The 24,900-nt window shown below is 69.1% G+C and carries 20 protein-coding genes; 6 read left to right on the forward strand and 14 right to left on the reverse strand.

Annotated elements, in window-relative coordinates:
* Positions 1–7: 7 nt before the first annotated feature.
* The 6 genes from ACTIFV_RS11465 to ACTIFV_RS11490 are packed head-to-tail and all read right to left on the reverse strand — an operon-like array spanning position 8 to position 5,741.
* Positions 8–790, reverse strand: coding sequence for a nuclear transport factor 2 family protein (locus tag ACTIFV_RS11465; RefSeq protein WP_439592905.1), 783 nt, complete (start codon positions 788–790; stop codon positions 8–10).
* A 14-nt stretch (positions 791–804) separates the two neighbouring features.
* Entirely contained in the window at positions 805–1,848 is a 1,044-nt protein-coding gene (locus ACTIFV_RS11470) for a sugar phosphate isomerase/epimerase family protein (RefSeq protein WP_439592906.1), read from the reverse strand.
* A complete protein-coding gene (locus ACTIFV_RS11475; protein WP_439592907.1) occupies positions 1,845–2,951 on the reverse strand; it encodes a sugar phosphate isomerase/epimerase family protein in 1,107 nt (368 codons plus the stop codon). Before ACTIFV_RS11475 ends, ACTIFV_RS11470 begins: the two co-directional genes overlap by 4 nt.
* Entirely contained in the window at positions 2,948–3,370 is a 423-nt protein-coding gene (locus tag ACTIFV_RS11480) for a C-glycoside deglycosidase beta subunit domain-containing protein (RefSeq protein WP_439592908.1), read from the reverse strand. Before ACTIFV_RS11480 ends, ACTIFV_RS11475 begins: the two co-directional genes overlap by 4 nt.
* Before the next feature lie 47 nt (positions 3,371–3,417).
* The gene (locus ACTIFV_RS11485) at positions 3,418–4,950 is read right to left on the reverse strand and encodes a GMC oxidoreductase (RefSeq protein ID WP_439592909.1); all 1,533 of its coding nucleotides are present in this window, start codon (positions 4,948–4,950) and stop codon (positions 3,418–3,420) included.
* Positions 4,947–5,741 (reverse strand): TIM barrel protein, encoded by a 795-nt coding sequence (locus ACTIFV_RS11490; RefSeq protein WP_439592910.1) that lies wholly within the window; start codon positions 5,739–5,741, stop codon positions 4,947–4,949. The genes ACTIFV_RS11485 and ACTIFV_RS11490 overlap by 4 nt, the downstream gene beginning before the upstream one ends.
* Positions 5,742–5,879: 138 nt before the next feature.
* Here ACTIFV_RS11490 and ACTIFV_RS11495 point away from each other — a divergent pair, with 138 nt between their 5' ends.
* Positions 5,880–6,866 (forward strand): LysR family transcriptional regulator, encoded by a 987-nt coding sequence (locus tag ACTIFV_RS11495; RefSeq protein ID WP_439592911.1) that lies wholly within the window; start codon positions 5,880–5,882, stop codon positions 6,864–6,866.
* Here ACTIFV_RS11495 and ACTIFV_RS11500 read toward each other — a convergent pair.
* A complete protein-coding gene (locus ACTIFV_RS11500; protein WP_439592912.1) occupies positions 6,856–7,692 on the reverse strand; it encodes a carbohydrate ABC transporter permease in 837 nt (278 codons plus the stop codon). The two genes, ACTIFV_RS11495 and ACTIFV_RS11500, sit on opposite strands and share 11 nt — an antisense overlap.
* 3 nt (positions 7,693–7,695) lie before the next feature.
* Positions 7,696–8,658, reverse strand: coding sequence for a carbohydrate ABC transporter permease (locus ACTIFV_RS11505; protein WP_439592913.1), 963 nt, complete (start codon positions 8,656–8,658; stop codon positions 7,696–7,698).
* 170 nt (positions 8,659–8,828) lie between these two features.
* Between ACTIFV_RS11505 and ACTIFV_RS11510 the strand changes: the two genes are divergently transcribed.
* From ACTIFV_RS11510 to ACTIFV_RS11520, 3 genes are all read left to right on the forward strand, one after another.
* Positions 8,829–12,020 carry a glycosyl hydrolase gene (locus tag ACTIFV_RS11510; protein WP_439592914.1) on the forward strand — a complete coding sequence of 1,064 codons (3,192 nt, stop codon included), beginning with the start codon at positions 8,829–8,831 and terminating at the stop codon, positions 12,018–12,020.
* Between the two features lie 157 nt (positions 12,021–12,177).
* On the forward strand, positions 12,178–13,470 hold the full coding sequence (locus ACTIFV_RS11515; protein WP_439592915.1) for an ABC transporter substrate-binding protein: 1,293 nt from the start codon (positions 12,178–12,180) through the stop codon (positions 13,468–13,470).
* Between the two features lie 80 nt (positions 13,471–13,550).
* A complete protein-coding gene (locus ACTIFV_RS11520; protein ID WP_439592916.1) occupies positions 13,551–15,725 on the forward strand; it encodes a glycoside hydrolase family 3 N-terminal domain-containing protein in 2,175 nt (724 codons plus the stop codon).
* Between the two features lie 67 nt (positions 15,726–15,792).
* Here the strand turns inward: ACTIFV_RS11520 and ACTIFV_RS11525 are convergent, their stop codons facing one another.
* The 6 genes from ACTIFV_RS11525 to ACTIFV_RS11550 are packed head-to-tail and all read right to left on the reverse strand — an operon-like array spanning position 15,793 to position 23,837.
* The gene (locus ACTIFV_RS11525; protein WP_439592917.1) at positions 15,793–17,424 is read right to left on the reverse strand and encodes a DUF5597 domain-containing protein; all 1,632 of its coding nucleotides are present in this window, start codon (positions 17,422–17,424) and stop codon (positions 15,793–15,795) included.
* A 27-nt stretch (positions 17,425–17,451) separates the two neighbouring features.
* A complete protein-coding gene (locus tag ACTIFV_RS11530) occupies positions 17,452–18,945 on the reverse strand; it encodes a family 43 glycosylhydrolase (protein ID WP_439592918.1) in 1,494 nt (497 codons plus the stop codon).
* The gene (locus tag ACTIFV_RS11535; protein ID WP_439592919.1) at positions 18,942–20,096 is read right to left on the reverse strand and encodes a GDSL-type esterase/lipase family protein; all 1,155 of its coding nucleotides are present in this window, start codon (positions 20,094–20,096) and stop codon (positions 18,942–18,944) included. Before ACTIFV_RS11535 ends, ACTIFV_RS11530 begins: the two co-directional genes overlap by 4 nt.
* Entirely contained in the window at positions 20,093–21,019 is a 927-nt protein-coding gene (locus ACTIFV_RS11540; RefSeq protein ID WP_439592920.1) for an alpha/beta hydrolase, read from the reverse strand. The genes ACTIFV_RS11535 and ACTIFV_RS11540 overlap by 4 nt, the downstream gene beginning before the upstream one ends.
* On the reverse strand, positions 21,016–22,491 hold the full coding sequence (locus ACTIFV_RS11545) for a C-glycoside deglycosidase beta subunit domain-containing protein (RefSeq protein ID WP_439592921.1): 1,476 nt from the start codon (positions 22,489–22,491) through the stop codon (positions 21,016–21,018). Before ACTIFV_RS11545 ends, ACTIFV_RS11540 begins: the two co-directional genes overlap by 4 nt.
* Positions 22,492–22,535: 44 nt before the next feature.
* On the reverse strand, positions 22,536–23,837 hold the full coding sequence (locus ACTIFV_RS11550) for a C-glycoside deglycosidase beta subunit domain-containing protein (RefSeq protein WP_439592922.1): 1,302 nt from the start codon (positions 23,835–23,837) through the stop codon (positions 22,536–22,538).
* Between the two features lie 244 nt (positions 23,838–24,081).
* Here ACTIFV_RS11550 and ACTIFV_RS11555 point away from each other — a divergent pair, with 244 nt between their 5' ends.
* The gene (locus ACTIFV_RS11555) at positions 24,082–24,408 is read left to right on the forward strand and encodes an ArsR/SmtB family transcription factor (RefSeq protein ID WP_439592923.1); all 327 of its coding nucleotides are present in this window, start codon (positions 24,082–24,084) and stop codon (positions 24,406–24,408) included.
* Complete coding sequence (locus tag ACTIFV_RS11560; RefSeq protein WP_439592924.1) at positions 24,401–24,895, forward strand: SRPBCC family protein; 495 nt, start codon at positions 24,401–24,403, stop codon at positions 24,893–24,895. The genes ACTIFV_RS11555 and ACTIFV_RS11560 overlap by 8 nt, the downstream gene beginning before the upstream one ends.
* Positions 24,896–24,900 lie beyond the last annotated feature (5 nt).

The following is a 24,900-nucleotide window of genomic DNA, read 5'->3' on the forward strand; positions in this document are numbered from 1 at the left end:
CGGATCCTTACTTGAACGTGTCGTCGAACGTGTCGTGCGCGACGGGCGGCACGGGCTCGAGCTTCTGGACGGTGGTCGGGCTGTAGGGGTGATTGGTGCTCGGCACCGGTTCGTCGGCCGGCGGCATGAAGACGGGCTTGCCGTCGTCGCCGAAGTACATGAGGTCGAGGTCGAACGCCCCCTGGTTCTTGAGGCCGAAACTGACCCAGTTCTCCTCGAAGGGCGCGCGGGCGAGCTCGTAGCAGCGGAACTTCCAGAACTTCCACTCGCCGTCCTGCTTGAGGAAGTCCACGGCGTACTTGCACCACACCCAATGCGCCCAGACCTTCTTGCCGAGCACTTCGTCGGGTGAGTACATGTCGGGGAACGCCTTGGCCACCTCGGGATCGGTGAGCCCCGACTCGCTGCCCGCGATCGTGAAGACGCCCTTGGCCGTCCGGCCGTCGGCAGCGACCTCGATGACGGGGCTCGTCGTGTAGTGCAGGATGAGCTTGCCCTCAGGGCTCGGGCGGTCACGGTGGTAGCGCGTGACGCTCTCCCACGTCGTGTACTGGCCGGCGTTGGTGTAGCGCGCGCGGATGCCGGGCGTGCCCTCCTTGACCCACAGCGGGATGATCTGCTCGTCCTGGAAGGCGTTGTGCAGGTACATGTAGCGGTTGAACAGATTCTCGACCTGCCCGCGGTCCTCGGCGCGCTGAGCCAGGGCGCGGGCTGCGGCGACCTCGGCGCGCAGACCGGCGAGCTCGGCGGCCAGATCCTCGAGGGTGTTCGCGACGACGGTGTCCGACATTCCTGATCCTGTCCTCACACCGCAGCGGGGGCCGCGGCGACGGTGTCTTCGATCGCACGGCGCATCAGCACGTGCTGCTTCTTCACGAGGTCGATCGGGTCGCTCTCGCCGAGGTCGGAGAAGGCATGGCCCTCCCACTCGCTCGAGAGGTATCCCCGGTAGCCGCCCAGGACGAACTGCTTCACGATGCGCGAGATGTCCATCGCGGGCTCTTCGCCGTCGGCGCCGATGTCGTAGAACTTGGCGTGCACGTGGAAGATCTGCGGCATGATGTCCAGCCACTCCTCCGGGGGCACGAGTCCGTGCATGTTGAAGGCGAGGCGCGTGAAAGGGCCGAAGCGCAGCGGGTCGACGCCCTCGCCCGACAGGTAGTCCTCGAACTTCTGGTTGCGCACGTGCATCGGCGTCGGCTCGTGCCAGATCTCGTCCATGACCGGGAAGTGCTTCTCGTCCATGCCCATCTGACCGAGGGTGCGCAGCAGAGTGGGCGAGAGGCTGTGCATCGTCGACGAGAAGTCGGCCGTGAAGCCGAGGCGCTCGGACTGGAGCTCGTCGTACATCTCGCGCATCTGCAGGACCTGCGGGTTGTTCGGACCCGACGGCGCGTGGATCTCGTACCCGAGGTACTGGTCGTATTTCTCCGCCAGCGGCAGAAGGCTGCGCAGCAGCTCCTTGCCGTGCGAGCGGATGACGACCTTCTTGAAGCCGAGCGTGTGCGCGGTCTTCAGCTGACGGGCGAGGAAGTCGTGCTCCTCGTCGGGGGTCATGTCGCGGTCCTTGCGGCGGCCCATGTCGAGGTTGGTGCCGACGGCGCTCGCCTCGAGTCCGTACTTCTCCAGCGAGTCGAACCACAGCTTGACGAAGGCGTCGTCCACATCGGGATAGGTGCGCAGCAGCTGCGCGATGTTGAACTCGACTCCGGGCCCGATGCCTTCGTCGTGGACGGCCTTGATGAGCGTCTCGGGCGTGTAGAGGCCGGCCGCGAACTCGCTCGTGAGGGAGTAGAGGGTCGTCCCCAGCTTGATGCCGGTGCCGGCGATCCCGTCGTGCTCGGTCATGCGTTCGCTCCTTCGATGGTGGGCAGCCAGGCGGCGAGCTGCGCGCGCGCCTCGGCCAGGTCGGTGGTCATGTGCGATCCCGCGTCCGTCGCGGCGGACCGCTGGACGGTCTGTTCGGCACGGATGATGTCGAACGGGGACTGCCAGTGGTTCCAGTGCCAGCCTTCGTACTCGCTCGAGATCGCGCCGTTGTAGCCGTTCTCCACGAGCAGCCGGATGAGGTCGCGCACGGGGACGGAGGGCTCTTCGCCGTTCTCGTCGATGCCGAAGAACTTGCCGTGCACGTGCTTGATCCACGGGAGGATCTCGAGCCAGTCGTCCACGCGAGCGGGGCCGAAGAGTCCTGTGCCGTTGATGCCGAAGTCGATGCCGAGGTCGGGGCGGCCGTTGCGCGCGGCGAGGCCGATGAAGGATCCGAAGCGCTGACCGTGCTCTGCCTGGTCGGCGGGCGGTCCCTGCTCGTAGTAGGTGTTCCAGAGGTCGACGACCTGGCCGAGCAGCTCCTCCGAGGCTCCGCGGCGCCGGTAGGCCTCGATGAGCGACGGCGCGAAGCCCGACACGGTGGCGCCCCAGTCCATCGTGAAGCCGAGGAACGGCGAGCCGACCTTCTCGTACCGGTCGCGGAGCGCCAGGATGCGCGGGTGCGACGCGTACTGGTCGGCGTGCACCTCGAGCGCGAGGGTGACACCGTGCGCCTCGGCGATCGGCGCCAGCGCCTCCATCGAGTCGGGCTCGATCGAGATCTGCACGCGCGCGATCGGGAAGCCGAGCTTCGCCGCCGCCTGGATCTGCCGGGTCATGTAGGCGATCAGCTCGTCCTGGTTCAGCAGACGATCGCGGTGGATGCCGATGTCGGCGTTGACCGCGAGCGAGGTCGTCACGAGCCCGACCTCGGTGACGAGGTCCTTGAACCAGCCGGCGTAGGCGTCGTCGATCTCGGGGAAGCCGCGGAAGCTCGAGAAGCCGATGACCTCCAGGCCCGGGCCGAACCCCTCGGCCGCTGTCTTGCGGATGAGGCCCTCGAGGTCGTATTCGCGACCGTGGAACGCGCGGGTGAAGCTGTAGAGCGTGACGCCCTGGATGGGAGTGCCGAGGACGGTCATGCCGCCACCGCCTTCATGGTCTTGGTGTTGGACTCGTCGATGTGGAGCGTCTCGGTGTCCGAGATGATGATGTACGGGATGTAGAGCGTGAGACCGACCGAGACCTCGTGCTCGGCATCCGCCTCCGCCGGCACGTCACCGGAGAGGACGGCGGAATCGGTGGGGAACCACCACTCGTCGATGGTCGTGCGCAGCTCGTCGAACGTGAACTCGCGGTCGTTCATCCGCCACCGCAGCGAGTCCGCGGGAGCGGGGACGCCGTCGATCGTGAGCGTCGCGCCGGCGATGCAGGAGCCCGGCAGGGCCCGGTACCACGGCAAGCGCACCTCGACGGCCGCGCGGCCCTCGTGGGTCGTGAGCGTTCCCTGCTCGATGATGCGGTCGGGGATCACGCGAACCTCCAGGTTCTGGGCCGACATGGTCGGCCGGACATCTTTGTCATGCTTTCTACACTCTAATGTCTGAATCAGACAGAAGCAAGTGCGGAGGCGATCGACCGCGCTCCGCGAACGGACAAGGCGACGCTCGTGAGCGTCGGGTTGCAGGCCGTCGAGGTCGGGATGACGCCGTTCCCCGCGACGAACAGTCCGGGCACGCCCCAGACCTGGCTGTCGGGCCCGCAGACGCTGTCGCCGTCGTCGGTCTCGCCCATGCGGGTCGTGCCCTGGTAGTGCAGCGACGCGCCGAGCGGCATCATGAACGGCCGGTCGTCGAGGGGCTCGCCGATCGCCGTGCCCAGGCGCACGACCTCCGCCTTGGCACGATCGATGGTCGCGTGATCCGCGGCGCTGAGCGTGTAGTGCAGCGTCATCGCCGGCATCCCGTATCCGTCGACAGCATCTTCTGAGAACTCCACGCGGTCCGACTCCTGCAGATCCTTCGCGCAGAAGAGCCCGAGCCCGACGATCGAACCGGGTGCCGCCGGGTCGTCCTCGGCGAGCGCGACGGGTGAGGCGTCGAGCTGCATGACCTGGCCGTGGAAGGGCATCTCGTCGGTGAACGGCACCCAGGTGACACCGCTGTACTCGCTCAGACCCGTGCGCGCCTCGCCTTCCGAGCCCGCGGCCGGGACGAAGTCGCGGATGCGCACGGCGAAGACGATCTGCGCCTGGTCGTTGAGATAGCGGCCGAGGGCGGCGGGACGGATGCCGGACGCCCACAGCAGCTGAGGCGTGCGCAGCGCATCGCCGGCCACGACGACGAAGCGCGCGTGCACCTCGTGACTCTCCCCCGAACGCAGGTCGGTGACCTGCACACCGGCGGCCCGACCATCCTCGATCAGCACGCGCGTCACGAGCGACTCATCGTGGAGAGTGAAGTTCGGGTTCGCGCGCGTGGGCTCGCCCAGCACGACATCCGAGCCTGACCACACGAGCTGACCGTCGTCGCGGCGGTGCACGGCGAGCGGCATCCGCTGCACGCGCTCGTGCTCTTCGCGCCCCTCGTCGGCGGCCGTGGCGAGGCGTCCGCGAACGAGCGGCGCGTGCGGTGAGGCGTCGAAGGCACCCGTCGTCACGCCGAGCAGCCGCTCGCCCTCGGACAGCAGCTCATCGAGCACGCCCTCCGCATCGAGGAAGCCGATGCGCTCGCTGTCGTTGGGTCGCGGGCATGCCCCCGTCCAGTGCGCGGCCATCCCTCCGACGTTGCTCGAGAACGCCGCGACCGGCAGGCCGTCCTCGCCGTCGACCTGATAGCCCGCGTCGAGCAGATAGGTGCCCGGACGCGCGCGACGCGCGGCGGTCTTCACGATGCCGCCGACCCGCTCGCCGTCATCCTGCGCATCCGGCCCTTCCGAGAGGAGCTGCGCGTGCGCACGCTCGTCGGGGTCGGCGATGTTCTTCACATGCGCACCGGGCGGATCGGACACGGTGGGACCGACCTCGAACATCGCGATCGTCGCATCCGGCGCCTGCTCGCTCAGGATCCGGGCGTACGCCGCGCCCGTCGGACCGCTGCCGACGATGGCGACGTCGACGGATGCGGGGTACCGCGTGGTCACGCGCCCGCCGCCACTTCGCGGATGTACGCCACGGACTCGGCGGAGGCGGCCTGAGGGTAGTACTCGAGGCCGATCGGTCCGTCGTAGCCCGACGAGCGCAGCGTCGCCAGGGTCGCCGGCCAGTCCAGCGATCCGGTTCCCGGCTCTCCGCGGCCATCCGTGTCGGCGAGCTGCACGTACTTCACGATCGATCCGGCGTTCGCCAGCTCTGCGGCCATGTCCTCGCCCTCGACGGCCGAGTGGTAGATGTCGTAGAGGACCCCGAAGTATGGCGAATCGACGCCCCGCGCGACATACACACCCTCGGCGGTGCGGTCGAGCAGCGATCCGGGGTGGTCGACGCGCACGTTGACCGGCTCGAGCACGAGGGTGATGCCGGATCCCTCGATCTGGGCGATCGCCTTCTGATAGATCTCGATGAGCTTGTCCAGCTGCACCTGGCGCTTCCAGCCGCCGAACCCGGTGCCGCTGCCCACGACGATGCGGGGACAGCCGAGATCGTGCGCGATCTCGACGCCCTCGTCGAGCTTGCGGTAGAACTCGCTGTGGTCCCACGGCGGGATCATGAACTGCGTGCGGGGCTCCGAGAGCTGCGCGGTGAGCTGCGTGCCGGTCTCTTCGAGCGCGGCCTTCAGCGCGGGGAGGTCCTTGGGCGTCGACGGCGCATCGACGCCCGTCGGCCCCCACATCTCGACAGCCGTGAAGCCGGCGGCGGCGGCGGCGCGGACGCGGTCGTGGTAGTCGCCGGCTTCGGTGAAGAGGAGTTCGATGTTGGGTGAGAGCTGATACATGGGTTCGCTGATCCTTCGTTGTCTGTAACGGGTGGGACGTCTGGATCAGGCGGCATCGCTTCGACGAATGATGGATGCCGCCGGCATAGATCGAATCGATAAGATGAAGTCCCTCGACGCAGAGAGGATCACAGAGCCGTGACCGACCACCCGTTGCTCTCCCGCCTCGACCTGAACCTGCTGGTCGCCCTCGACGCGCTGCTCACGGAACGAAGCGTGACCCGGGCGGCGGAGCGCCTGCACTTGAGCCAGCCCGCGCTGAGCGCTTCGCTCGCACGGCTGCGCAATCACTTCAACGACCCGATCCTCGCCCGTCGCGGCAACTCCTACGAGCTGACGCCCCTCGCGCTGCGGCTCTCGGAGCACACGACCATCGCTCTCGACGCCGCTCGACGCGTCTTCGAGAGCCAGGCGACGTGGACGCCCGAGGATTCGACGCGGGAGTTCTCGATCTACGGGTCCGACTACGGGTTCGCGACGATCGGCGCGGCCGTGTCGCGGGTCGCTGCGCAGACGGCTCCCGGAGTGCGGTTCCGCTTCATGCTGCACAACACGCCCATCGTCGACGACGCGCCGAACAGCCTGCGCTCGGTCGATGCGATGGTGATCCCGCACGGCTACCTCACCGATTTCCCGTATGAAGACCTGTGGCGCGACCGTTGGGTGGTCGTGGCCGACGAGACGAACGAACTCGTCGCCGACGGCCTCAGCATGGAGATCATCAGCCAATGCCCTTGGGTGTTCACCTACCGCTCGCGATCGGCTTTCACGTCGGCCGGTCGACAGCTGCAGATGCTGGGCCTCGAACCGGTCGTGGACGTCGTGGTCGAGAGCTTCCTGTCGCTCGGGCACTTCATCGTCGGAACCGACCGCCTGGGCCTCGTCCAGGCCGCCCTCGCACCCGAGATCGCGCGACTCGGCGGCATCCGGATCCTCGAACCGCCCTTCGACGCGACGCCCGCCAACAACGCGCTGTGGTGGCATCCCGTGCACGATCGCGACCCCGAGCACGCGTGGATGCGATCCGTCTTCCTCGAGGCGGCGCGCGAGGTGAAGTCCGAGCTCGCCGCGGGAGCCCGGTACGTCGAGCCGATCGAGCCCGTCGACTCGACCGTCAGCCCTTGAGTCCACCGGCGAAGCCCTGGATGAAGCGCTTCTGCGCGAACATGTAGAACGCCAGGATCGGGATCATCGAGATGATCACGACGGCGAAGATCTTGTTCCACGCCGAGACGAGCCCGCCGACGTACGTGTACATCGCGACGGGGAGGGTCTGCGTCGTCGACCCGCCCAGGAAGATCAGCGAGTTGAAGAAGTCGTTCCAGACGATGAGGCCCGCGAGGATCGCGACGGTACCGGTCGCGGGCGCCATGAGCGGGAGCACGACGCGGAAGAACGCCTGCGTCGGCGAGGCGCCGTCGATCACGGCGGCCTCTTCGTACTCGGTGGACAGGCCCCGGAAGAAGCTCGCGTACAGGAAGACGGACAGCGGCAGCAGGATGCCGATCCACAGCAGGATCATGCCGAGCGCGTTGCCTGTCAGACCGACGCTGCGCGCGCCGATGTAGAGCGGAACGGTGCCCAGTTGCGCGGGCAGGATGATCGCGATGAGCACGAGGTAGTAGGTCCACGTCGTCCACCGGCGGGTGCGGCGCGCGATGACGTAGGCGGCGACCGAGCCGAGCAGCACGAGCCCGAAGATCGCGCCGGCGGTGATGATGACGCTGTTGAGGATGCTCATCGGGATGCTGTTGCGGCCCGTCGTCGTCAGCACCTCGATGAAGGCGCTGAAGTCGAGTGAGGACGGCGGCGCGACGGCGCTCGTCGTGAGGGTCTCCGCATCGGTCTTCAGCGACGTCACGATCAGGATGTAGAAGGGCAGCAGCATGAGCAGGGCGACGATCCAGATGAGGACTTCGCGGACCGCGGTGGCTTTCGTGTAGCGGAACATTGCTCAGGCCTTTCCGGCGTCGCGGTCGCGGGTGACGTACTGCTGGAGGATGGCGAACGCCAGGATGATCACGGTCAGCACCAGCGCGAGCGCCGAGCCGAAGCCGAACTGGCCCAGCGAGAAGGCCTGCTTGTACACCTCGGTCGCGAGGGTCTCGGTGGCGCCGGCGGGGCCGCCGCCGGTGAGCGCGAGGATCTGGTCGAAGATGCGCAGCCCCTGGATGATGCCGAGCGTCGTGGCGATGGCGATCGACGGGCGGATCGCGGGCACCGTGACATTCCAGAACCGGCCCCAGATGCCGGCACCGTCCAGCGCGGCAGCCTCTTCGACCTCGATCGGCACCGACGCGAGCCCCGCGAGGTAGATGACCATCGTGAATCCGGTCTGCTGCCAGACGACGGTGATGAGGATCGCCCAGATCGACCAGGTGGGGTCGGCGAGCCACACCTTCTGCAGCTCTTCGAGGCCCAGGGCTCCGAGCAGGTTGTTGAGGGGCCCGTTGAACTGGAAGATGAACTTCCACACGTAGGCCACGGCGAGCGGGCTGAGCACGACCGGCATGAAGAGCAGCGTGCGAAGGATGTAGCGGGTCTTCAGGGTGCGGTTGATGGCCAGGGCGAAGAGCAGCCCGATGACGTTCGTGAGGATCACGGAGCCGAACGCAAGGAACAGCGTGTTCCACACGGCGCCGACGAGCTGCGGATCGCTGAAGATGCGCTCGAAGTTCTTGAGGCCGATGAACTCCCAGTCGCCCAGACCGGTCCAGTTCGTGAAGGCGAAGAAGCCTCCGGTGAGGGTCGCAGCGTAGTGCACGCCGATCACCAGGACGACGGCCGGGAGGGCCCACCACCAGTGGCCGTAGCTGATCAGCGGCTTGCGCTCACGGTTGCGAGGAGGCGGAGTACGCCGGGCTTTGGGCGGCACGGTGAGGGTGCGAGTGGTGTTCTCGTCGATCGTCACTGTCATCTACTCTCTGACCTCGTCGTCAGGGGCCCGTCTGTGCTCGGGATCACCCAAGAGCAACTATCACACTCTTGCGTCGAAAAGACACATTAGTCATAGCGATATCCGGTATAAGTCGTGATGCGAAAGCGCACCGGGCGTGGCCCGGCACCCGACTGCGAGGATTCATCGACATGAGCACCGACGAGCACACGTCCATCGCAGGGCGGGATCTGTGGGGCGCCTTCGTCGAGCCTCCCGACGACGCGCGGCCGCGGGTCTGGTGGCACTGGATGGACGGAAACATCGATCCGGCCGGCATCGTTCGCGACCTGGAGTGGATGCAGTCCGTCGGCGTGCGCGGGGTGCAGCTGTTCGACGGGGGGATGGGCGTTCCGCTCGTGGTGCCCGAACCCGTCAGACCGGGGTCGGAGGGCTGGGACCACGCGATCGACACGGCCGTGCGGACGGCGGACCGACTCGGTCTCGAACTCGCCATCGCGACCTCCTCGGGATGGAGCGCGGCCGGCGGACCGTGGGTGCGACCCGAGGACGCCATGAAGAAGGTCGTCTGGAGTCAGACGGTGATCGAGGGCGGCGCCCGCGTGGAGTGCGAGCTGCCCCCGCTCCCCGCCGTCGCCGGGCCCTACCAGGACGCACCCCGGTGGGGAGGGTCCGAGGAGCCGGTGTACGCGACCGATTGGGCGGTCGTCGCCGTTCCCTTCGACCTCGACGGCGATCCACTTCGGCCGGCTCGGTTCGCGGCATCCGCCGCCGTCGACGACGCGAGCTGCCTGCTCGACGCGACGTTCCGCACGTTCGTCTCGCTGCCCCGTCATCCCGATGAACGATCCAGCGCGTGGATCGAGCAGGTCTTCGATGCTCCCGTCACGGTAGGTTCGGTCGTCGTCGGGCTGCCCGGTCCACGAGGCTTCGGCGCGGCGCCTCCGGCCGAGGCACTCCTGCAGTCGAGCGACGACGGCGTCGCCTACCGCGACGTCGCCCGGCTCGATCCGAGCACCGTGCCTTCCCGCACCGCGAGTTTCGCGCCCGTCACGGCCCGCCGATTCCGGCTCCTCCTCTCGGGTGACAGCGCCGCGGCGGCGCTGCCGCCGGTCGAGGACGGCGTGCGCGTGCCTCCCGTCCTGCGCCGCACAGACGAGTTCCGAGTGTCGGAGTTCAGTCTGCGCGGCGCCGGTCGGGTCCACGAGGCCGAGGTGAAGGCGGGCTTCGGCGTCGTCGCGGACTACTACGCCTCGGACACCGACCCGCGAGCCGGCGGCGGCGCGATCGATCCCTCCGACGTGATCGATCTCACCTCCGCCGTGACGGACGGCGTCCTGCGGTGGGATGCGCCGCCGGGGTCCTGGCGCGTGCTGCGACTCGGGGCATCGCTGACCGGCCAGACGAACGGGCCGGCCCCGGCCGACTCGACAGGGCTCGAGGTCGACAAGCTCGACGGCGAGCGCGTCTCGGCGTACCTGAGCTCGCACCTCGAACGTCACGGCGAGAGCGCCGACGCGACGTCGCGTCGGTTCTCGGCCCTTCTCAGCGACAGCATCGAGTCCGGAGCTCAGAACTGGACCGATCGAATGCGCGAGCACTTCACGACGAAGCGCGGATACGACCCTCTCCCCTGGCTGGCGGCCGTGACCGGTCTGCTCGTGGGCAGTGCGGCGGACTCGGACCGATTCCTCTTCGACTACCGACGCACCATCGCGGAGCTCTTCGCCGAGCAGTACTACGGGACGCTCGCCACCGAGGCCCACCGCCGCGGGATGCTCTACTACGCCGAGGCCCTCGAAGACCGCCGGCCGCAGCTCGGCGACGATCTCGCGATGCGCTCCCACGCCGATGTGCCGATGGGCGCGATGTGGACGTTCGATTCCGAGGCCGGGCCGCTGCCCACGTACATCGCCGATCTCAAAGGGGCGTCGTCGGTGGCGCACGTGTACGGCAAGCGCTGGACCGGCAGCGAGGCCTTCACGTCTTTCGGCCGCCCGTGGTCGTGGTCGCCGCAGTCCCTCAAGCACATCGCCGACCTGCAGCTCTGCCTCGGTGTCACGCGGTTCTGCATCCACACGTCGCCGCACCAGCCGCTGTCGGCGCCTCCTCCCGGCATCGCGCTCGCGCCTTTCCTCGGCCAGGCGTTCACCGTGAACGAGACGTGGTCGGGCATGGCGCGACCGTGGATCGACTACCTGGCACGCTGCAGCGCCCTGCTCAGCGCGGGGCGCCCCGCGGTCGACATCGCCGTCTTCATCGGCGAGGAGTCACCCGTGACCGGACTCTACGGACTCTCCGAGGACGACTCCGTGCCGGCGGGTTTCGACTTCGACTACGTCGGACCCGACGCGCTCTCCCGGGTGCTGCGGGTCGAAGACGGGAGGATCGTCTCGGAGGGAGCCGCGTATCGCCTGCTCCACCTCGGTGGCTCCTCGCGGCGGATGACTCTCGCGGCGCTCGCCCAGATCCAGCGACTCGTGGACGCCGGCGCGACGGTGGTCGGCATGCCCCCGGAGTGCTCGCCGTCGCTGAGCGACGACCTCGAGGCGTTCCGCACCGCGCGTGACCGCCTCTGGGCATCCTCGCGCGTCCTGGCGACCGACCTCGGCACGGCGCTGGCCACCCTCGGCCTGCGGCCGATGCTGGGCGTCTCGGGCGGTCACGTGAACCGGATCTCCCGCATCGTGGACGAACGGCTCGTGACGTTCCTCGCGAACCCCACGGCGAAGGAGCTCCATCTGCGGGTGACACCTGCAGAGGGCGTCGAGCTCTCGGGCTGGGACCCGGTGGCCGTGCGACGGGTCGGGCTGAGGCGCTCGGACGACGCGACGACCCAGGTCGTCGTGCTGCCGCCGTTCGGGTCGCTCTTCGTGCTCGAGGAGTCAGGGCCGATGACCGGGGCCGCTCCGCTCGCGGAGGTCGCGCTGGACGGAGCGTGGACCGTGCAGATCGACGGCGGCGACGAGCATCCCCTCTCCCCACGGCCCACGTGGTGGACCGGCCTCGGGGTTCCCGAACGCGGGTTCTCGGGAGTCGGCGTCTACCGCCACGACTTCGCACTCGACGATCGTGGCGCCGCCGCACCCTCCGCCTACCTCGAGATCGCATCGGTGGGCGACATCGCCCGCGTCACGGTCAACGGCCACGACTGCGGAATCGTGTGGACCGCACCGTTCCGCGTGGAGGTGACGGGCACGCTCCGCCCGGGTGCCAACACGGTGGAAGTGGAGGTGGCCACTCCCTGGCGCAATCGCCTCATCGCCGACGCCGGGGCGACCTCGACCGGCCTGTTCGCACCGATGACGGGTGTCTTCGACGAGTCCGCCGCGCCGATCGACGCCGGCGTGCACGGCCGGGTGCGCCTCCTGCTCGCTCGCTGACGCTCGCCCCGGCGCGCACTGCGCGGATCAATCGGCCTATTGGCGCACATAAGGGATGGTTATGTCGAAATCAAACAAATGGTGCGAGGGTGGAGGTGCGGCCCCGAAGCCGAGCCAGCTGCACCGCTGGCGACAATGACGTCAAGAAAGGCTCGACATGTCACAGCTCTCCTCTCGCCGGCACCTCCGGTGGGGTCTTCTCGCGGCACCGGTCGTCGGTGTGCTCGTCCTCGCCGGCTGCGCCGGCTCCTCCGACGACGGAGGCGACTCGGGAGACGGCGACGCCGTCGGATTCTCGGTCATGGTCGCGCAGGCCAACGACGCCGACGACTTCTACGCGCAGATCCTCGACAAGTACACGGAGGAGACGGGCGTCCCGATCGAGGTCATCCCCTACCCGTCCGACGCGTACAACACCCAGGTCACCACGCAGCTGCAGGCGGGCAACGCGGCGGACGTCATGATCCTGGCGCCGGGCACCGGGCAGCCGATCTCGGTCGTCACCCTCGCCGAGGCGGGGTTCCTCGAGCCGCTCGACGAGACGTCCGCGGGGCTGATCCCCTCGGGTGCCGAGGCCGAGTTCCAGATCGACGGCGACACCTTCGCCCAGCCGACGGCTCTCACCCCCGTCGGGCTCGTCTTCAACGTGACGGCCGGAGACGAGGTGGGCGTGAGCGAGTACCCTGCCACCTACGAGGAGCTGCTGGATGCCTGCACCACCGCGCGTGACGGCGGCAAGTCGTTCATCGTGCTCGCGGGCGGCATCCCGTTCAACACGGGCCTCTTCTCGATGCTGATCTCCGCGACGCGCGTGTATGCCGAGACCCCCGACTGGAACGAGCAGCGCGCAGCCGGCGACGTCACGTTCGCCGACAGCGGCTGGCGCGACGTCCTCGAGGACATCGTCGAGATGAACGACTCGGGCTGCTACCAGGACGGCGCCGCAGGCGGCACGTTCGACAGCATCACCGCCGGTCTCGGCGGCGGCACGTCGCTCACCGCGGCGGTCCCCGGCAGCGCAGCGGCCTCGATCAGCGATGCGACCGGCGCCGAGCTGAACGTGCAGGCGTTCCCGCCGGTCGACGGCGACAAGGCCTTCACCGTCACCGGTGCGAACTACGCCTGGGCGATCAACGCCTCGTCCGACGACGCGGTCAAGGCCTCGGCGCAGGCCTTCCTCGACTGGGTGGCCCAGCCCGAGAACGCCAAGGCCTACGCCGACCTCTCGGGCGCCGTGCCGATCACGGGCATCGACGAGTCCTCGCTGCTGCCGCAGTACGCGCCGATCGGCGAGCTGCTCTCGAGCGGCTCCTACGCCGGCCTGCCGAACGCGACGTGGCCGAACCCGGCCGTCTACGACGCACTGGGCGGCGGCGTCCAGGCCCTGCTGACGGGCCAGAAGACGATCGACCAGGTTCTCGACGAGATGGATGCCGCCTGGGATCAGTGACCGGCACGACGTGATGACGGTGGCCGTCCGGGACTTCCCGGGCGGCCACCGTCCTGTGTGCGACCCCCACGATCGGAACGATGATGACCACTCCCGACCTCGACGAGCTCCTCGCCCGCATGTCGTGGTCCGACAAGCTCGCCCAGCTGCAGATCATCTGGCGAAGAGACGAGGGCGACGCTCTCGCTCTCGCGCGCGGCGGGATCGGCGCGCTCTTCTGGCCGCAGAGCGCCGAGCGCGCGAACGCCCTCCAGCGCGCAGCCGTCGAAGACAGCCCGCACGGCATCCCGCTGCTCATCGGACTCGATGTCGTCCACGGCCAGTTCACGATCTTCCCGACGCCGCTCGCCCAGGCGGCGAGCTTCGACGTCTCGGTCGCCGAGGCGGACGCGCGGGTGTCGGCCGCCGAAGCGCGATCGGGCGGAGTCACCTGGACCTTCTCCCCGATGGTCGACGTCACCCGCGACCCCCGGTGGGGACGGGTCGTCGAGGGATTCGGCGAGGACCCGTTCCTCGTGTCGGCGTTCGGGGCGGCGAAGGTGCGCGCGTACCAGGGTGAGGACATGGGCTCGTCGGGCGCCATCGCCGCCTGTCTCAAGCACTTCGTCGCCTACGGTGCCGCCGAGGCCGGACGCGACTACAACACCACCGATGTGTCATGGCGGCGTCTGCGCGAGACCTGTCTGCCACCCTTCCGAGCGGGGGTCGAGGCGGGCGCCGCATCGGTGATGGCGGCGTTCACCTCCCTCAACGGCACGCCCATGCATGCGCATCGCCGGCTGCTGACCGACGTGCTCGATGGCGAGTACGGCTTCGACGGGGTCGTCGTCGGGGATGCCGAGGGTGTCGCCCAGCTCGTCGCGCACGGCGTCGCGGCCGACGAGCCCGAAGCCGTCGCTCGCGCACTCGCGGCGGGCCTCGATGTCGTGATGGGCGGGTCCGAGCTCACTCGCGACGGCGTCGCCCTGCTCGAGCCCTCCGCCGTGGACGCGGCGCGGATCGACGATGCCGTCCTGCGCGTGCTGCGGGTGAAATCCGCTCTGGGCCTGTTCGAGGACCCGTACGCCGACCCGGCGGCCGAACTCACGGCGCCGTCGCCCCAGACGCTCGAGCGCGCCCAGTGGGCGGCCGAGCGATGCATGGTGCTGTTGAAGAACGACGGGGGTCTGCTGCCGATGCCGGATGCCCCGCGTCGCATCCTGCTCACGGGGCCCTACGCCGCGAGTAGGGACCATCTCGGCGCGTGGGTGCAGCACTTCGGCGCGGAGGCCGGGACGCTCGACGACGCGCTGCGGGTGCAGTTCCCCCGAGCGACCTGGACGACCGCTCCCGGCACCGGCTTCCTCGACCCATCAGAGGTCGATATCGCCAGGGCTGCGGAGCTCGCACGCGAGAACGACCTCGTGATCGTCGCGGTCGGCGAGCCCAGCTCGATCTCGGGCGAGGCCAGTTCGCGCAGCGACATCCGGCTCCCCGGCGATCAGGAGCGTCTCATCCACGCCATCGCCGACACGGGGGTGCCGTTCATCGTCCTGCTCGCGACCGGCCGGCCGCTCGTCGTGGAGGACTGGATCGAGCGCGCACCCAGCGTGCTGCTGACCTGGCACCTCGGCACCCGCGGGCCCGAGGCGATCGCCCGCGTCCTCGCGGGAGCGGTCGATCCGGGGGGACGCGTGCCCATGACCTTCCCTCGCGCGGTCGGCCAGATCCCGATCCATCACGATCACGAGAACACGGGTCGACCCGCACAGACGGGCGGGTCGCTCGCCGTCGAGCGCTGGGACGTCGGGCTGCAGGGCCCGAACAACCTCGACGACTACTACACGTCGAAGTTCCTCGACCTCGAACGCGGTCCGCGCTTCGCTTTCGGCCACGGCCTGAGCTACACGCGCTTCCGTCTCGAGGATGACGCCCTCGAGGCATCCTCGATCAGTGTCGCGCGCCTGCGCGGCGGCGAACGCCTCATCGTGAGCGCCACCGTGCGCAACGTCGGCGACCGCGAGGGTGACGACGTCGTGTTCGTGTATCTGGCCGACCCGGTGGCGACGATCGCCCAGCCCGTCCGACGGCTGCGCGGATTCCGCCGCGTGACGCTGGAAGCGGGCGCGACGGTCCGGGTCGAGTTCGAGCTCGGATGGGATGAGCTCGGTTTCTGGGACGACGACAGCTCCTACGTCGTCGAGTCCGGAGAGCTGATCATCACGGTGACCGACGGAACGGACGCCACGCCGCTGACGCTGCTCGTCACCGAGTGACCTCGCGATGCCATCGCGACCACCGCGCGTCCCGTCCGAGCACCGGCCGCAACCTGCCCTCGGCGAGTCAGATGCTGACCAGCCGTATGCGGGTCGCGCCGACGCGATGGGTCGGCAGGAGGTGGAGTCGCTCGTCGCCGTTGAGGATGCGGCCCGGGACGATTCGATCGTGTTCCAGCAGCAGCTCCTCCACCGAGTCGATCTCGAGCGTGCGGCCGTCGATGAAGAAGTCGAGGGCCAGCTCGCGGCCGACCACGATCACACTGCCGTCGCCTGAGCCGATGAAAAGGCCGAAGGGCCGGCGGTCGCCCGCGTGCGGCACCACGGCGCCCGGCAGCGACTCGTCCTGGACCGTCAGCTCCGCGTCGGGCACGAAGACGCCGGCGTCCAGCAGCATCCGCTGCAGGAGTGCGAGCGCCGGACGAGTGGTGATCCGGATGCCGTCCACGCCCACTGTGGCCGCATCGGTCCCGGGTTCGAGGACGACCGCTGCGATGCTCCCGCGCTGCTGAGCCGCGGTGATCTCATGCTCGAGTGCGACGAGGAGACGGAGGGTCTCCGCAACCTGACCGTCGGGATTGAGGTCGTCTGCACCGAAGGCGGACCAGCCGATCGCCCGGTGCGCGCCGACGGCGCGCACGAGCTCGCCCGCGCGAGGACGGCACTCCGGCACGAAGAGAGGCTGCCCCGTGCTGTAGGCGGCCATGGTCGGCTCGGCGTCTTCCACGTAGATGTCCGGTCCGACCAGTGCCAGCGACGGTGCGAGGGCACGCCACACGTCGAGGACGCGTGAAGACGGGCCGCCGCTCGGCCACTGGCCGGGCTCGTCCTGTCCGGGCTGGGGGCCGAGCCAGGCGTTGGCGTACATCGGGATGTCGGCGATGGCTCGGCCTCGCGCGGCGAGATGCTCGGCGTAGCTCGCGAACCCCCAGGCCATGAACACCTCGTGAGCCGCGGTGCTGTCCCCGAACACCTCCGGCCACGATCCGCGAGTCGGCTGCCCCGCCGCTTCCCAGAGCGTGCGGGCGAGGGTCGACCCCGCACCCGGCTGCCCGAGGTGTGCCAGAACCTCAGCTGGTACCGCCGATGACCATGCCTGCTCCGCGAGGAGGCAGCGGTCGCGGCTGTCTCCGAGGAGGCCCGACTCGTTCTCCACCTGCACCATGGCCACCGTGCCGTCGATGTCGACATCCGCGATGTGCCGGATCAGCGCCTCGAATGCTGTGGCATCGGACGCCCGAAGATCGGGGCTGAACACCGACAGGACGGGCTTGGCCATCGCACCCTCGTAGCTGAACGCCTGAGCGCGGGTCGGCTCGACCGCGGCACGGGGGAACCGCGCCACATCGGCGCGCACCCACCTGGGGGCGTACGTGGAAGCCGCGTTCTTGAAGGCGCCGAACCACAGCAGCACGAGCCGCAGTCCGTGCCGCCCGGCCTCGTCGACCATGGCGTCGACGAGAGTGAAGTCGAGCACGCCTTCCTCGGGCTCCGACAGCGCCCAGCTCACCGGCGCGAGGGCCGTGCTCGCGCCGGTGCGGCGAAGATGCGCGAACGACTCCGCGATCGCGCGCGGCGACGACGACGAGGAGTTGTGGACCTGCCCGCCGAGCAGCAGGGCGGGCACGCCATCGCGCCGCAGCGCGAACGGCGTCTCGGCGGCGATCGTCCAGGGACGCGGGATGGGGTGGTCTGCCACGGGGCTCCTCGTCAGGTCTGCGGTGTTTCAGGATCTCGGACGTCGGTCCAGCGGCGTATAGCGGAAGCTGCGGAACACCGCGTCACCTTCGCCCGCCGCGTACAGGGCGGGTCGAAGGCTCAGTAGATCGCCGACGGTGTTGGCGTGGTAGCCGGATGTCTCGTAGCGGACGCCGTGGCGCTCCCACTCGCCGCCGTCTGCGCGGAACCAGCCGGTGACGATGTGGGCGTCATTGCGGATCCGCAGCGTCAGGCGATCGGCCCGGGGCACGGGCTGACGCCAGTGCGAGCGGACGCCGCCGCTGTAGCTGAGCATCCGATCGCCGTCGATGCCCATTCCGCAGAACAGCCGATTGTTGAAGAAGAGCAGCAGCCCCGCCTCGCCGCGCAGAGCGGTCGCGTCGACCTCGACCTCCACTTCGTAGGAATGGTCGCCGGTCAGCATCGTCAGCGGTGAGGTGTCACCGACCCCGGTCCCCTTGCCCGCGAGCCGGAGCCCGTCATCGAGACGCACGCGGCCGAGCTCTCCGGGAGCCGGAGCGTGGAAGCCCCATCGTTCGCCGAGGGCCAGCGTGGCGAAGTCGTCGGCGATCTCCTGCGCGGGATGCTGCGGGGACGCGCCCGCGGGGGCGTCGATCTCGCCGCCCGGATCGGTGATCGCAGCTTCGGGCCAGCCGTCCTCCGACCAGCGGATCGGCTCGAGGAGGATCTGCCGACCGAGGGTGCGATAGCCGTTCTCGTACCCGTGCGAGACCATCCACCACTCGTCCGCGGACCCGGGCCCCGGCACGAGCGTCGCGTGGCCTCGCGACCACCAGCGTTCCGAGGCATCCCGCGTCCGCGCGATCGGGTTCGCGGGGTGGTTCTCCCACGGGCCGTGCACCGATCGCGAGCGCGCGACGATCACCATGTGCCCCGTGGGCGGCCCGGCCGTGCCGCCGACCGCACTCACGAGGTAGAACCACTCGCCACGGCGGAACAGCTTCGGTCCCTCGAGGGCGTACGCCTCGGTCACCCAGTCGTCGGGGTACCGCCACCCGTCGTAGACGTGCTCGAGGTCGCCCGCGGTCGAGAGGCCGTCGTCGGCCAGCGCGATCCGGCGAACGCCGCTCACGAACAGGTAGCGACGCCCGTCCTCGCCGACGATGTGCCCCGGATCGATGACACCGCGGATGCCGAGATCGATCGGCTCCGACCATGGCCCCCTCATGGTGGGGGCATGGATGACGAAGATCGAGGCGTCCGTCAGGTTCGACCAGGGGGTCGGGATGAACGGGATGTAGATGAAGAAGCGTCCGCCATGCTCCGCGATGTCGACGGCGAACGTGTTGCCGACCGGTTCGGGCAGCGCCGCGCACTCGTACGACCAGTTGACGAGGTCGGTCGACCGGTAGAGCAGCAGACCGGGCGCGGCCTCGAACGACGAGTACGTCATCCAGTACTCGTCGCCGACCTTGATGATCGCCGGGTCGGGCCGGTCGCCCGGGAGGATCGGGTTGGCGTACGTCGATCCGGTGCTCATCGACTCGCCGCCATCCAGGCGGAGACGACGGGAGATGCCGCGAACCTGTCCGCCATCCGCAGGTATCCCGCCGCGCTGGGATGCAGCCCATCCGGGAGCTCGTCCACGTCGTCCGGGCCGAAGAGGTCCAGACCGTCGAGGTAGAAGAGCGCGGGGTCGTCCGCTGAGCGCGAGGCCACGACGTCGCGGAGGATCTTCCGCACGCTCCGGAGCGTCAGCGGAGGCTCGAAGGGATTCGGCTCGGTCACCGATGTACCCCGGCGCTCGCCCGTCACCGGGTCGGTCACGGTGGGTCCGGGGGTGTCCTCATGCATGGGGCAGAAGATCGGAGAGATGACCAGGATCGGCGTCGCGGGCTTGCCCTCGCGGAGGGTGTCGAGGAATCCGTGGAGGGCCGGGGTGAAGGTGCGGTGCTTCATGGTGTCGCCGCCCACGATGTTGATGCCCATCTTGAGGCTGAGGAGATCCGCGGCCGAGTCCCGCATCGCGCGCGCGGTGAACGGGTCCAGGTGGGCGTTCGCGGCGAACCCCAGATTGGTCACATCGAGCTCCAGCTGGTCGGCCGCCGCCACCGGCCACACGCCCAGCGGGCTCTCGGCCTCGATGCAGTGGCTGATGGAGCTGCCATGGTGCCACCAGCGCAGCTCGCCATGGGTCTCGGCCGGGGCGAGAGGCCGGTCTGCGCGGACGTCGCGCAGCTCCACGGTGTCGGTCTGCGGGAGCCACACGGCGACGCGTCGCTCCTTCCGCCCGTCGCCGCCGAGTTCGATACGCACGGCGGCGGGATGCCCCTGGACGAACCGGGGGCCTCCCGGCTCTCCGAGGTGCAGCTCCGATCCCCCCGTGACGCGCGCATCTGCGGCCGGGCGGCCGTCGATCGTCGACGCGAAGACCGCCCAGCGGACGTGCTCGGGCACCCAGGGCAAGTACAGCCCGGTGGTCTCGACCACGAGCTCGATCCACGTCGCCGCCGTCGAGAACTCGAGGCGCACGCCGGATGCCTGTTCGGAGGCGATCCGCATCCAGTCGGAGTCGATCTGCGTGCGCGCGCTGAGCGGCAGCCGCAAGGGCACGATCCCGGTGGAGGTGACATCGACGTCGACAGCTCCGCGCAGGCTCGCCCGCAGCAACGCCCGCGTATCGGGGGTCACGACGCGGCCCGGATCCAGCCGGCGATCGCCTCGATCGTCGGGAGGGCAGTGGGATCGGACGGCTCGTTGATGTGGGCGTGATCGGCTCCGAGCTCGACGTGCAGAGTCACGTCCACCCCGGCATCGCGCAGCGTCGTCGCGAAGGCTTCGCCCGAGGGCCGGAGACCGTCGATTTCGCAGACGACCACCAGGGTCGACGGGAATCCCGCACCCGAGCCGAGTCCGGCGAACACATGCGGATCGGCGAGCTTCTCCGCCGAACCGGCGTAGTTGAGCGCGATCTGCGTCATCGGCGATGCCGGGTCGGGGACCTCGCCTGGGCGGCCGCCGTCGGGGTGCGCGGCCGGGTAGACGCTGACCAGCCCAGCGGGCACGTCGTCGCCGGCATCCCGCAGTCGGGCCACGGCGCCGGCGCTGAGCGTGCCACCGGCGCTCGCACCGCCGAGCAGCAGCGCGTCTGCGGAGACGCCCAGCAGCTCGTCGGATGCGGCGCGTGCGTGGCGCCACGCGGCCAGCACGTCGTCGGACGGCACCGGGTAGTGCACGTCGCCGAGACACTTGGTGTAGTCGACGGCGAACACCGGGATGCCGCGCGAAGCGAGTTCGAGCGCGACCCAGTGCGACTCGGGCATGTCGAGGTGGCCGCCGATGAACGCTCCGCCGTGCACCCACACCAGCGCACGCCCCGCGTGTGCGGCCGTGCGATCGCGATACACCCGCGCGGGCTGCGGACCGTGCGGCGACGGCACGACCAGATTCGTCATCGTCACATCCGCGAGATGCGGGAACCTCCGTCGAAGCGACACGGTATCGATGTCCGTCCGCGGGTCGGCGGGCTCGCCGTTCTCGCGCAGCCAGCGCAATGCGTCGGGGAACGGGAGCGAGCGGATGTCGACGACGGTGTGGTCCTCGGCGTGCGTCATGCCGACTGCAGCTGTCGCATGCTGGAGCGGATCAGGTCGTGCTGCCGGCGCACGAGCAGGAGCGGGTCGACCTCGCCGAGCTCGGCGAACGCGTGTCCTTCCCACTCGCTCGACCAGTACCCGCGGTAGCCGCCCTCGACGAACACCCGGACGAGCTCGGGGTAGTCGATCGCGGGCTCCTGGCCCGAGTCGTCGATGTCGTAGAACTTCGCGTGCACGTGCAGGATCTGCGGCATGATGTCGGCCCACTCCCGGGGCGCGACATGACCGTGCATGTTGAACGCGAGGTGGGCGAACGAGCCGAGGCGGCCCGGGTCGAATCCCCGGCCGTTCAGATAGCCGATGAACTCCTGCTGACGCTCCTGCATCGAGGCATCCGTCGCCCAGATGGACTGCAGCCGATCGACGGCGTCGTCGTCCAGGCCCGCCCGTCGCACCGCGCGCAGCAGGGTCGGCGACATCGCGTGCATCGTCGACGAGAAGTCGGCGACGAACCCCAGCAGCGGCGAGTCGAGGTCGGCGTACGTCTCGCGGACCTTGAGCACGGCCGGAGCGTTGGGCCCCATCGGCGCGTGGATCTCGTAGGCGAGCTTGAGGTCGAGCTCCTCCGCGATCGGAAGAAGCCGACGCAGGAGATCGGGCTTGGCGGACTGGATGCGCACGAGCGGGAAGCCGAGCTTCTTCGCCCCGCGGAACATCAGCTCGCTGAACTCGAACTCCTCATCGGGCGTCATGTCGCGGTCGCGCCGCCTGCCCATGTCGAGGTTCGCGCCGAACGAGCTCGCATCGAACCCGTACTTGTCGAACGCAGCCCGCCAGCTGCGCTCGAAGTCGTCCGACACGTGCGGGTACGTCGGCAGCACCTGCGACGCGACGATCTCGATGCCCGGACCGATGCCCAACTCGGCGACCCGCGAGAGCAGGCCGTCGAAGTCGTACCACCCGGCCCGGAACTCCGCGCTCGCCGAGTAGAGCGTGAGGCCGAGCTGGAACGGATCCTCTTCGGTCGCCGGGGGTGGCGGAGCGACATCGCCGACGAGCGCTGGGGCCGGGGCATCCCGATCCGTCGCCGTCAGCGTCAGCGACTGACGCACGAAGTTCGGGACGTACATCCCGGGTCCGCCGTCCTGGCCCGGCGCGATCTGCATGTAGGGCAGACGCAGCTCGCCGACGATCCCGATGTCGTGCGTCTCGCCGAGGGCGACGGGCTCGACCCGGCGGACGATGAGCTGCGGGTGCTCCTGCAGATACCACAGCACCTCGCTCTGCGCGGGCAGCTGGTCGATGCCGTATCGCGATCCTCCGAGTTCGAAGGCGAGGTCGCCCTGGTCGACGTCGACGCCGTCCACGCTCACGCGCAGTGCGCCGACCGACGACAGCCAGAGGCTGCGGTACCACGGCAGCGTGAGCGAGAGGGCGAGCCCGTCGGGATGGACGCGCAGGCTGTCGTCCTGGATCAGTCCGTTCGGCATGACATGTGTCCTTCGCAGTTCTTCGGTGGAATGGATGCCGCGGCTCAGAGCCGGTCGGCGATCTGGCGCATCAGCGAGTGCTGACGGCGGACCTGCTCGATGGAGCGCCACGGTTCGCGCTCGCCCTCGTACTCGCTGGAGAGGTATCCCGTGTAGCCGGCGTCCTTGATGGCGCGCAGCACCCGCTCCCACGGGATCTGCTGGTCCTCGAGGTTCTCGTCGATGTCGTGGAACTTCGCCTGGATGAACACGACGTCGTCCACGACGTCCCCGAAGTCCGCCGGGTCGACCGCGATGCCGTCCATGAACGCGGGCCGTCGCCCGGGCAGCTCGCCGGGCTTGAGCGGGATGGGTCGGTCCTGGAAGATCCCGGTGTCGATCAGCAGTCCGAAGTGCTTCGTTCCGGTGCGCCGGATGAACTCCACGTACTCTTCGACGACCTCGTGCTTGATGGGCGTCGGCGCGTGGATCTCGGGGCAGATGACGACATCGAGCTCTTCGGCGAGCGGGAGGCTCCGCTCGACGACCTCGGTCCAGATCGGGTGCGGCACGAGATCGCTCGTGACGACGCCGATCTTCGGTCGGACGAACCGGAAGCCCAGTCGCTTCGCGAGGCGCAGGTCGCGCTGCAGCGCCGCCGCACCTTCTTCGACGGTCATGTCACGCGCGTTGTCGCCGCTCGAGTGCAGGCGCGTGTCGATCCACGACCCGTAGTTGGTGGGCTCGAGACCGTACTGGTCGAGCAGGCGGAACCAGTCGTCCACCCACTCCTGCGAGGGACTCGGATAGTTCGGGATGTGACCCTCACCCAGGATCTCGACGCCCGTCGCTCCGATGTCGGCGATACCGGCGAGCGCGGTCTCGAGATCGAGGACCGTGCCGTAGTCGCCCATGAAGCTGTACAGCGAGACGCCGTACTTGAAGGGCGCTCCGACGGCTTCCGGCGCGAGGGTGACGTGCTTGGTCACCCGGTACGTCGAGGGCTGGTGTTCGACGGGGATGTACGACATGCGCAGACGAAGGTCGATCGACAGTTCGTGGATGCCGTCCGGCAGGCCGCCCGGGAGCGGAACGGTCACCACGGCGGCCTCTTCGAGCGGCCAGCGCACGCCGTCGCTCTCCCACAGCTCGGCGAGCGTGTACGTCGTCCCCTGCAGGGTCCACAGCGGCACATCGGCCGCGACGTCGACGAGGCCCGGGATCGAGACCCCGATGCCGTCGATCAGCGACGCCGTCATCCCGCGATAGGACGGCATCCTGACGCGGAACTGGAAGCCGATGATCTCACCGCCCTCGCGGACGTTGCGGAACCCCACGGACTGGATCAGATCTCTCTCGAGAAGCATCGGGTGGTCACCTTCGATCCGGGATGCTGCGCATCCCCCTGGCCGCGTGACGGCGACGTCGCGCGAGACCTCGACAGGTCCGATTCCACGCTACCCGCTTATGCCTCGTTTCAGCATAAGTAGGTCTGATGCGCACATAGAAGCGAGCGCTGCGCGGGGTGCGACCATCGAGACCCGCCGCAGCGCAGAGAAGAGAGGGTAATGTACCCTTGCGTGTACGTACATGGATGTGTACTTTAGGGCCATGGATGCTCTTCTCGTCGCGATCGCAGACTCGAACCGCAGGACCTTCCTCGACAGGTTGAGTCGTGGGCCGGCTACCGTGTCCGAGCTCGCCGAGCTCGTCACCATCGCGCGCCCCGGGGTGTCTCGACATCTGCGCATCCTGCGCGAATCGGGACTCGTCGACGTGCGACCCGACGCGCAGCGGCGCATCTACCAACTCCGCAGCGAGCCGCTCACCGAGCTCGACGAGTGGCTCGCCCCCTACCGAGCCACGTGGACGCAGCGGATGAGCGCCCTCCACACCGAGATCAGCCGAGGCAAGAAGGAAAGGAACGACGATGAGTGAAGAAAAGCTGCTCGCAACGCTGCGCGAAGAGAACGGGCTCGGCGTGGTCCGCGTCGAGGACGTGTACGAGACTGCCGTCGACGACCTCTGGGCGGCCATCACGACGCCCGAGCGCCTCGCACGCTGGATCGCCGACGTCAGCGGCGACCTGCGCGAAGGAGGGCAGTTCCAGGCCAGTTTCACGAGCGGGTGGTCGGGCGCGGGGGTGGTGGAGGTCTGCGAGGCACCTCGCCTTCTGCGGGTGCGCACTCAGCAGCCGGGCGAGCCGTCGACCGTGATGGAAGCCCGCCTCAGCCCGGAGGGCGATGGCACGCGGCTCGTCATCGAGGAGCGGGGACTCCCGCTCGCCGAGTACGCCGACCATGGGGCGGGCTGGCAGGCTCACGCGGAGGACCTTCACGCGCACATCGACGGGACGGAGCCGCAGGACTGGGTGCAGCGGTGGCGAGAGCTGAGCGCGGCATACTTCGCTCTGGCCGGCCGTTAGGAGAT

Source organism: Microbacterium sp., assembly GCF_051860965.1.
Lineage (GTDB): Bacteria > Actinomycetota > Actinomycetes > Actinomycetales > Microbacteriaceae > Microbacterium.

Excerpts from the sequence above, each read along its gene's own strand:
- ACTIFV_RS11465 (WP_439592905.1), bottom strand. The coding sequence starts at position 790 with ATGTCGGACACCGTCGTCGCGAACACCCTCGAGGATCTGGCCGCCGAG.
- ACTIFV_RS11480 (WP_439592908.1), bottom strand. The coding sequence starts at position 3,370 with ATGTCGGCCCAGAACCTGGAGGTTCGCGTGATCCCCGACCGCATCATC.
- ACTIFV_RS11515 (WP_439592915.1), top strand. The coding sequence starts at position 12,178 with ATGTCACAGCTCTCCTCTCGCCGGCACCTCCGGTGGGGTCTTCTCGCG.
- ACTIFV_RS11550 (WP_439592922.1), bottom strand. The coding sequence starts at position 23,837 with ATGCTTCTCGAGAGAGATCTGATCCAGTCCGTGGGGTTCCGCAACGTC.
- ACTIFV_RS11520 (WP_439592916.1), top strand. The coding sequence starts at position 13,551 with ATGATGACCACTCCCGACCTCGACGAGCTCCTCGCCCGCATGTCGTGG.
- ACTIFV_RS11560 (WP_439592924.1), top strand. The coding sequence starts at position 24,401 with ATGAGTGAAGAAAAGCTGCTCGCAACGCTGCGCGAAGAGAACGGGCTC.
- ACTIFV_RS11540 (WP_439592920.1), bottom strand. The coding sequence starts at position 21,019 with ATGACGCACGCCGAGGACCACACCGTCGTCGACATCCGCTCGCTCCCG.
- ACTIFV_RS11470 (WP_439592906.1), bottom strand. The coding sequence starts at position 1,848 with ATGACCGAGCACGACGGGATCGCCGGCACCGGCATCAAGCTGGGGACG.
- ACTIFV_RS11530 (WP_439592918.1), bottom strand. The coding sequence starts at position 18,945 with ATGAGCACCGGATCGACGTACGCCAACCCGATCCTCCCGGGCGACCGG.
- ACTIFV_RS11555 (WP_439592923.1), top strand. The coding sequence starts at position 24,082 with ATGGATGCTCTTCTCGTCGCGATCGCAGACTCGAACCGCAGGACCTTC.
- ACTIFV_RS11500 (WP_439592912.1), bottom strand. The coding sequence starts at position 7,692 with ATGTTCCGCTACACGAAAGCCACCGCGGTCCGCGAAGTCCTCATCTGG.
- ACTIFV_RS11545 (WP_439592921.1), bottom strand. The coding sequence starts at position 22,491 with ATGCCGAACGGACTGATCCAGGACGACAGCCTGCGCGTCCATCCCGAC.
- ACTIFV_RS11490 (WP_439592910.1), bottom strand. The coding sequence starts at position 5,741 with ATGTATCAGCTCTCACCCAACATCGAACTCCTCTTCACCGAAGCCGGC.
- ACTIFV_RS11510 (WP_439592914.1), top strand. The coding sequence starts at position 8,829 with ATGAGCACCGACGAGCACACGTCCATCGCAGGGCGGGATCTGTGGGGC.
- ACTIFV_RS11505 (WP_439592913.1), bottom strand. The coding sequence starts at position 8,658 with ATGACAGTGACGATCGACGAGAACACCACTCGCACCCTCACCGTGCCG.
- ACTIFV_RS11475 (WP_439592907.1), bottom strand. The coding sequence starts at position 2,951 with ATGACCGTCCTCGGCACTCCCATCCAGGGCGTCACGCTCTACAGCTTC.